Below are 2,567 nucleotides of genomic sequence, written 5' to 3' on the forward strand. Positions count from 1 at the left end.
GCCGTCATGCTGAGGGTCTTCCTCGACTTCGCCGAGACTGGGAAGTTCAGGGGGAAGCTGATCTACGCCGCGACGGCGGACGAGGAGATGGGCGGTAGAATGGGTGCCGGCTGGCTGGTCGGGAACCACCCGGACCTGGTTAAGGCTGACTACGTGATCAACGAGGGTGGGGGTTTCGAGCACCCCGGAAGAAGGAGCTTGTTTCTGGTCCAGACGGCTGAGAAGGGTGTCTTCTGGTTCAAGCTGAAGTTCAAGGGGAGGCCGGGCCACGCCTCGATGCCGAAATCGGGCGACAACGCCCTTCTGAAGGCGGCTGAAGCAGCCAGGAGGCTCGGCGCAAAGCAGCCACCGGTCGACTTGAAGCTACCGGCGAAGAGGATGATAGCCGGTTTCCTCGAGGCAAGGGGGGTTCCGCCCCCTCTGAGGGCGTTGCTGGCCACCCGGTTCGGTGCAGGGTTGATCGTGAAGCTCGCGGGAGATTCGGCCCCAATGATCGACGCGATGCTTCGGAACACGATGTCCCCCACGGTCGTGCAGGGCGGGAATAAGGTCAACATCATCCCCTCCTACTGCGAGTTGAGCGTCGACTGCAGACTCCTGCCGGGGTACGGGGAGGAGTGGGTGAAGAGCTACGTGGCTAGAGCGCTTGAGGGGTTGGAGTTCGAGCTCGAGTTCATCCATAGGGAGCCTGCAACCGAGAGCCCCCTCGACACGCCCCTCTTCCACGCCATCCAGGACGCTGTCCACTCGGAGGTTCCCGGAGCGCTGGTGGCACCCTACATGTCTACGGGGGGCACCGACTCGAGGTTCTTCAGAACCGCCTTCGGCAGCGTCGCGTACGGCTTCGTCCCACTGAGGGCCGACCTGCCCCTGAGGGAGCTGCTGAAGATGGTCCACGGGGTGGATGAAAGAGTGTCCATCAAGAACGTGGAGTTCTGCTACAGGGTTCTCACTAGAACTTTGGAAGGCTTCTACGCCAGGGTGAAGTGACGCCTGCAGCAGGGCTTCCAGCGTAGCCCTACCATCCCTCAAAGTTGTTCTGTATGGAAACAGCATTTAACCAAAGTTGTTCTCCATGAGAACAGTTTTAAGGGCGCGCAGCAGGTAGGCGCGTGAACAGGTCGGAGGACTTCAAGCGCGTGCTGGCGGAATGGAAGGTTTGGAAGCCACCGTGGATTGTGGAGCGGGAGGTTGAGCTCCCCCATGCGCTCCCCTCAATCGTCACGGTCGTGGGACCACGGCAGGCGGGTAAGACATTCCGGCTCTTCCAGCTGGTTCGCGAGCTAGTGGAAGCGGGTGTCCCGCGTGATAACATCCTCTACGTCAACTTCGAGCACGAGAGGTTGAGGAGGCTGGACGCGAACGACCTGGAGGAGATGCTGAAGGTGTACTTCCAGCTTTTCAAGCCGGACCCGGGCCACCCGATCTACCTCCTGCTGGACGAGGTTCAGCTGGTCGCGGACTGGGACAAGTGGGTGCGCCGCATCCACGATAGGGGAGGGTTCCGGCTCTACATCACCGGCTCCACCTCGAAGCTCACGAGCCGCGAGATCGCGGACTCCCTGCGCGGCAGGAGCGCGGACTACCTCGTGCTCCCCTTCAGCTTCCGGGAGTTCCTCAAGGCTAGGGGCTTCGAGGTCGGCGACGCGGAGGTCCTCACCTACCTGGAGGAGAGGGGTAGGGTCCTGGGGCTGCTCGAGGAGTACCTCGTCTACGGCGGCTTCCCGCGCGTCGTGCTGACCGAGGACCCGGAGGAGAAGAGGCGCGTGCTCAAGGCCCACTACGAGGCGATCTTCTACCGTGACCTCGTCGATAGGTGCAAGCTCGACCCCGAGCTGCTCGACGCCCTGCTGACCGCACTGATCTCCAGCTTCGCGGGGCTCTACAGCGCGTCGAAGCTGCACAACTACGTCAAATCGCTGGGCTTGCGCTGCAGCAAAGCAACCCTCATCAAGTACGTCTCCTGCGCCCAGCAAGCGTACCTCCTCTTCCTTTCCCAGATCCACTCGCCCTCCGCTAGAAGCAGGCGACAGTACCCGAGAAAGGCATACGTGGTTGACAACGGGATCATCACCACCCTCGTTCCGGAGGCCGCCGAGAACCTTGGGAGGCTGATGGAGAACGCGGTCGCCGTCGAGCTTGTGAGGAGGGGGTGGGAGCTCCGGTACTGGAGGGAGTACGGGAGGAGGGAGGGCAGGGAGGTGGACTTCGTCCTCATCCAAGGGCTGAAGGTGAGGCAGCTGGTTCAGGTCACCTACGCGAGCAGCAGGTCGGAGGTGAAGGGGAGGGAGCTGGAGGCGCTCCGGAAGGCTGGCGAGGAGCTCGGCTGCCGCGACGCGCTCATCATCACGTGGGACTATGAGGGGAGGGAGGAGTTCGAGGGCCTCGAGGTGCGCTACACCCCCCTATGGAAGTGGCTGCTAAATCGAGGCTAAGGCCTGCACGTCCTCCGGAGCCAACCTCCAGCCCATCGAGCCCAGCAGCTCTCTGATGTGCTCGACATTCTCGCTCTTCACTATCGCCATAACCCTCTCGTGCCTGATCACGTAGTTTAACGCCACCTGGAT

2 protein-coding genes are annotated in these 2,567 nt (G+C 62.2%); both read left to right on the forward strand.

Annotated features, from left to right (window positions below):
- Window positions 1–990: M20/M25/M40 family metallo-hydrolase (locus tag QXF46_09745; protein ID MEM0227145.1), on the forward strand; the 990-nt coding region annotated here is incomplete at its 5' end.
- Between the two features lie 122 nt (window positions 991–1,112).
- Window positions 1,113–2,435 (forward strand): ATP-binding protein, encoded by a 1,323-nt coding sequence (locus QXF46_09750; protein ID MEM0227146.1) that lies wholly within the window; start codon window positions 1,113–1,115, stop codon window positions 2,433–2,435.
- The last annotated feature ends 132 nt before the right edge of the window (window positions 2,436–2,567 follow it).

The sequence above is a fragment of the Thermofilaceae archaeon genome, from assembly GCA_038731975.1.
Taxonomy (GTDB): Archaea; Thermoproteota; Thermoprotei; order Thermofilales; family Thermofilaceae; genus JANXEW01.